The organism is Catenulispora rubra (genome assembly GCF_015356825.1).
GTDB classification, from domain to species: Bacteria; Actinomycetota; Actinomycetes; order Streptomycetales; family Catenulisporaceae; genus Catenulispora; species Catenulispora rubra.
The window spans coordinates 1-6,017 of sequence record NZ_JAACYW010000458.1 but is presented as its reverse complement, the minus strand read 5'-3'; the positions used below and the strand labels follow the sequence as shown (position 1 = coordinate 6,017).

The following is a 6,017-nucleotide window of genomic DNA, read 5'->3' as shown; positions in this document are numbered from 1 at the left end:
ACCAACGCCGCCGCAACACCCACGACCGGATTCACATGCCCCACCAACGGCGGCACCACGATCAGAAACCGCCCCGCCCGCCGCCCCGCGTTCACGCCGAGTCTCACGCCATCTGCCGTATTCGCCTCGCCCACCGCCTGCCACGCCGAGCCTCCCGTGCTCGCGCCGGGTCCCGCTCTGCCTGCCGTGCTTGCTTTTCCTGCTGCCTGATCTGCGGTGCGCTCGCCAGCCCCCGCCTGCTCCGCCGCGCTCACACCGACCCCCGCTCCGCGAGCCGATGCGCCTCCAGCCACCCCAGTATCAAATCCAGCACCCGCGCCGGCGCCTCCACCAGCACCGAGTGCTCCAATCCCGGCAGGATCACCGGCTCGCAGCGCGGCATCAGGGTCCGCAGGTGCGCCGCCTGCGCGGCCAGGTCGCTCTTCGAGCCGTACAGGGCCAGCGTGGGGCACGTGATGGCGGCGATGTCGGCCTCAGACAGGACCGTGCTCGCCGGCAGGTCACGCTCCAGAGCCGTCGCGCCGAGCAGCCGCGCGGCGCGCTTGGCCCGGCGCGCCAGGTCGCGGCCGTAGCGTGCGGTTATCCACGCCGTCGCCTCCCAGGTGCCGAGCTGCGTCGCGGCCTTGTGCAGGTTCGCGGCCATCTTCGTCGACCACGCCGCGGTGGCCGGCTCCGACTCGATGGCGACGATCCCGGCGACCCGGTGCGGATGCCGCGCCGCGAACCCGTAGACCACGGTCCCGCCGAAGGAGTTCCCGAGAAAGGAGGCCGTGCTCACGTCGAGCGCGTCGAGCAGCCCGGCCAAGTCCTCGACGAAGTCGTCGACCCGGTACCCGGACGCCGGCTGCTCCGACTTGCCGTGCCCCCGCAGGTCGTACAGCACGACCCGGAACCCGGCGTCCCGTAGCGCCTGCGCGACCGTGAAGTAGTAGCTCGCGAGACTGTCGATGAGAATCCCGTGCACGCACACGATGGTCGGCGGATCCACCGACCCGTCACGCGGCAGCAACACCTCATGGTTCTGACGAATCCCGTTGGCGACGGCGGCGGGCATGGCGCGTCAGCCCGCGTCGCCGCTGGCGTCAGAGCTGTCAGAGCCGTCAGAGCCGTCAACGACGACGAGCGCCGCCGTGACGTACGCGACCAACTGCCCGACCGTCAGCTCAATGATCTCGTCCAGCCCGAGATCGGCGATGAACTCGGCGAGATTCACCCGCTCCCCATACCGCTCCGCCAGCTTCCCGGCCAGCGCGACAAGGTCCACACTCTCCAGCTCCAAATCATCGTGGAACCGGCTGTCCCACTCGATCTCGATGTCATCGAGCCCGTACTCGTCCAGAATCGACCGCAGCATGGCGGCGACTTCCACCAACACCGCCTCAGCACCCTCGGCAACCTCGGCAACCTCGGCGGAATCAATAAGCGCGTGCGGAGTCGTCGTCTCGGTGGTCACGTGTCCCTCTCCTGATGGTTGTCGGCCTCCGGACCCTCGGTCCAGGCGACCACGTACTCTCGTGCGGGCAAATCGTCCGGATTGGCAAGCCGCGCCAACCGCACGCGGAACCGCCCCCCGCCCCCCACCTCGACCAAGGCATCGGACGCCGTGGCATCCACAACGGCAAAACGCCGAGGATTACCGGCCAACCCGGTCCCCAACGCCTTCGCAACAGCCTCCTTCGCCGTCCAGAACCGCGCGAACCACAGGTCCTCGCCGCCACCGTCCGCGGCAAGCAGGCGAAGCAGCGCGAATTCGTCCCCTGACATAGCAAAGTCCAACGTCGCCGCATCCCGCGCGACTACTTGCTCGACATCAATCCCGACTGCCGCCCGACCGTCGGCACCAGGCCGCACGATCGCGACGCCCACATCACCGGCATGTGCAATCGACACCGCGAACGGCGCCAACGGCGTCCCATGCGTCCCGGCCACAAAGGGCCGCCCGACACCGTCATTGCCCACCGTGATCTCAGCCGGGAAGACCTTCCGCAGCCCGCTCTCATCCCAGATCGCCTGCCGAACCGCGTCCTTGACGGCGATCCGCCCCAACAGCCACTGCCGCCGCCCACGCGGCGGCCGCGCCTCGAACAAGTCCCTCTCAGCCGCACCGAGATAGCTCCGCATACGCAGCTGCCGCGAAGCCGGATCGGTCCACCGATCGAAGACGGCGAACCAGCCGCCAGCCTCCCGCCGCGCCAGCAACGCACCGCCCGGATCATGTTCAACGGCCTTGGTATCCGGATGGCTCCCGAACCGCCGATCAGCCCAACCCGAGATCTCAGCCCACACTCGACCGCCACTGACGAGCTGAGCGTCCGCGACCACAACCGTGTCCTCGACGCTCCGAATCCGCACATGACAGGCCACTGACTCACGCGGCGTCGGACCATAGAATTCGATCCGCTTCATCCCCATCGGGAACACCACGGTCCGCTCAGGCAGCGTGTCCATGACCCAGTACCCGAGCAACTGACCGACGTTGTCCAAAATGGCGCCCGGAGTATCCAACGCGGCGATCACACCCCGCACGTGCCGGTCCCCGATGGCTGTCAGTTCCCTGACTCCCTGAAACAAGGGCCCATGGAACATCCACCGATCTTCATAAAGGTCCCTCGCAGCAATGGAAGCCGGGCGTTCGCCAACCGGATCGACCGGCCACGCCTCAGGCGCCCGAGGAAACGCAGCCCCGGTCTCGACCGTCGCGCGCGCATACCGCCCGAACTCGACAGCGAACTCGGCATCCTTGCCCGGCCGAACGACAACATCCACAACAGTCGCCGGCGCCGCAGCGGTCCACTGGTCGAAACGCGCGTCTCGCACCGCGATCGCCCCAGGGCCCGCAGCATCCATCATGTGCTGGATGACTGTGGTCGCCGGAACGACGGGGAAGCGGTCGGTCACATCCGGCCAGTCCGCACGCTGCGGAAAGAAGCAGTGGTCCAGGAGATAGGGCATCGACTCGGTATCGACCGCGAGCGAGATCCGCCGCTCCCGCGTGCTCACATCCCCAGCCAACACAGCACCCGCGCCAGCTGCGGTGTTCCGCTGCCGCGCCGCCACATCTCCGGCCTGCCCCGCAGCCAACACAGGACCCGCGCCGGCCGCCCTGTCCAGCCGCGCCGCCACATCCCCGGCCTGCCGCGCAGCCAACACAGCACCCGCGCTAGCCGCCGTCTCCCGCAGCAGCAGCGCGACCTCCGCCGCTACCGGATGCCGCGCCGCAAGCTCGTCGAGCTCGGTCAGTTCCCTGACAATCGGCGCCGGAGCAAGCGCGACAGCCTTGTCTCCCAGAGAAATAAGTGACCCGCCGAGATCAAGCTGAACCAAGGCCGAAGCCCCACGTCGTGGCGCCGCAACCCCCGCTCGACCACCGAAAAACCCGTCGCTCGTCTCGAACCCCTCAGCCCAAAACGCAGCCGCGACCCGCCGAAGCTGAGCCACCCCCTCCCGCTGCGGCGCATTGGCGGCGATCGACAGATGATCCCGCTCCCCAAGCACATCCCCGATCACCGTCGCCAACGCCCCGGTCCCCACCTGCACGAACGCCCGCATCCCGGCGCCGTACATAGCCTCGATCGTCTCCCGGAACCGAACCGTCTCCACCAGGTGCCTGACGAAAACTCGCCGCACCTCCTCCGCCTCGCGCGGAAACGGCGCAGCCAGCGTCGCCGACCACACCGGCACCGCCGGCGCACGCAGCTCGAAGCGCTCGAACGCCTCAACGATCGGGCCCAGATACGGTTCGAGCATCGGCGTGTGAAACCCCGACCGGAACGGCAGCACCTGACACAAGACGTTCTGCCGCCGAAGCGCGCGCAACAGCTCGTCCATCGCGTCCTCAGGCCCGCACACGACACACTGATTCGGCCCGTTGTCGTGCGACAACGCGATCCCCGAATACTGCGGCAGCAGCGCAGCGACCCGCTCGGCCCCCGCCCCCACAGCCCCGAAAACCAACCCCGGCACCCGCACCGAATCCGGGTCGAAGCCCGAGACGAAATCGTCCACCGCCGAGCCGGCCAACATGCCCGCGCTCACCATCGCGGTCCACTCACCGACGCTGTGCCCCGCAACCGCCGCCGGCCGGATACCCACCTCCCGCAGCGCCCGCTCCAGAAGCCGCCCGACCTCGAACACGCCAAGCCCATGCGACCCGACGTTGTCCGCGCTGTGCCCGGCCGACGCCGCCCCCAGCAACTCGGCGACGTCATCGACACGCGGCGCGAAATCAACCTCAAGCCCCGGAAAGACGAACGCGATCCGCTCGGCCCCGCGCTCCGCGAGCAGCGGACGCGGCGTGAACCACAAATCGCCGCGCCCACGCCACGGCTGCCCATTGGCAATGACGCGCCGCGCCAGCTTGAAGGTCCGCGACGTAGGCCCGACCATCGCGATCCGGTACTCACCGCTGCCGCGCTGCCAGAAGGACCCGGGGTTCGCTTCCGACTCCACAGCGTCGAGCATCTCGGCGAGCGTCCCGAGGTTGTCAGCCGCCAGCCGCACCTCGACCTCCGGCCCCGCGCCAACCACCGCGCCCGCGCCCGCAGCGCGCCGGCGAAGCCGAGGCTGCTGCGGCGCCTGCTCCAACACAATGTGCGCGTTGATCCCCCCGAACCCGAACGCGTTCACCCCAGCCCGCCGAGGCGCCCCGCTCTCCGCATCAGGCCAATCCTCCGCCTCGGACAGCGTCCGAAACCGTGTCCCCTTCAAATCAGGGTGCGGATCCTCACAATGCAACGTTGGCAGCAGCACTCCGTGATGCACCGCCAGCGCGGCCTTCACCAGACTGGCGATCCCCGCCGCAGGCATCGCATGCCCGATCATCGACTTCACCGACCCGAGCGCCGGCGCACCGCCCATACCCTCGTCGGTCCGTGCCGGTCCGAAGACCTCTGCGATAGTCACCAACTCCGCACGGTCGCCAGCCTGCGTCGCAGTACCGTGCGCCTCCAACAACCCGATCGCGTCCGCGGCCAGAGGATCCAGCCCCGCCGCCGCCCACGCCGCTCGCACCGCCCGGATCTGCCCCGCCGGCTCCGGATTCAGCAGGCTCGCAGCCCGTCCATCGCTCGCCACGCCGGTCCCGCGGATCACCGCGTAAACCCGATCGCCGGCCGCGACCGCGTCCGCCAACCGCTTGAGCACCACCACACCGGTGCCCTCGCCGATCAGGATCCCGTCCGCCCCACGATGGAACGGCCGGATCCGCCCCGTCCGAGACAGCGCCCCGAGCTGGCTGAACACGCTCCAGAACGTGATGTCGTGGCAGTGGTGCACCCCGCCGGCGAGCATCGCGTCGCAGCGCCCTGACACCAGCTCGGCCACCGCCTGGTCGACCGCCACCAGGGAGGAGGCGCACGCCGCGTCCACCGTGTACGCCGGACCGCGCAGATCCAGCCGGTTCGCGATCCGGGACGCCGCCAGGTTCGGGACCAGCCCGATCGCGGCCTCCGGGCGATTCGGGCCCAACGCTTCGGCAAAGGCCTCCTGAACCGCTTCCACCTGCTCCTGCGGCAGCCCGGGTATCAGCTCTCGAAGTGTCCGGACCAACTGGTTCGCAGTGCGGACACGCTGATCCAGACGCACCAGCCCGGGAGTCAAGTAGCCCCCACGCCCCAGGATGACGCCGACCCGATCGCCGCCCGGCAGCCGCTCCCGACCACCTGCGTCGGCGATGGCCTCGGCCGCCACCCGCAGCGCGATCAGCTGGTCCGGCTCGGCGCCGGCGACCGAGTCCGGCATGACCCCGTACGCCAGCGGGTCGAACTCGGCGAGCCCGTCCACGAACCCGCCACGGCGCGCGTAGACCCGGTCCGGCCGCGACGGATCCGCCGCCGGATCGTGGAACTCCGGGTCCCACCGGTGCGCCGGCACGTCGGTGATGCAGTCGGTGCCGGCGACCAGGTTGCGCCAGTAGGCGTCGAGGTCTCGGGCCCCGGGCAGCAGCACCGCCATCCCGACGACGGCGACCGGCGACGCGACCGCCGCCGTGCCCGGCATGCCCGATGCCCCGACTGCCG

Annotated in this window: 3 protein-coding genes; all 3 read right to left on the bottom strand. The window is 69.8% G+C overall.

Annotated elements, in window-relative coordinates:
• Window positions 1-250: 250 nt before the first annotated feature.
• From GWK61_RS52055 to GWK61_RS52045, 3 genes are read right to left on the bottom strand one after another with little or no spacing between them, the layout of a single operon-like run.
• Complete coding sequence (locus GWK61_RS52055; RefSeq protein ID WP_194921626.1) at window positions 251-1,054, bottom strand: alpha/beta fold hydrolase; 804 nt, start codon at window positions 1,052-1,054, stop codon at window positions 251-253.
• A gap of 6 nt (window positions 1,055-1,060) precedes the next feature.
• Window positions 1,061-1,453: a phosphopantetheine-binding protein gene (locus GWK61_RS52050; protein ID WP_323748168.1), complete on the bottom strand. Its 393-nt coding sequence runs from the start codon at window positions 1,451-1,453 to the stop codon at window positions 1,061-1,063.
• Entirely contained in the window at window positions 1,450-5,997 is a 4,548-nt protein-coding gene (locus GWK61_RS52045) for a type I polyketide synthase (protein ID WP_194921624.1), read from the bottom strand. Before GWK61_RS52045 ends, GWK61_RS52050 begins: the two co-directional genes overlap by 4 nt.
• Between the last annotated feature and the right edge of the window lie 20 nt (window positions 5,998-6,017).

Bases quoted from the DNA above. Each gene is read 5' to 3' on its own strand.
- GWK61_RS52055 (WP_194921626.1), bottom strand. From the start codon at position 1,054: ATGCCCGCCGCCGTCGCCAACGGGATTCGTCAGAACCATGAGGTGTTG.
- GWK61_RS52045 (WP_194921624.1), bottom strand. From the start codon at position 5,997: ATGCCGGGCACGGCGGCGGTCGCGTCGCCGGTCGCCGTCGTCGGGATG.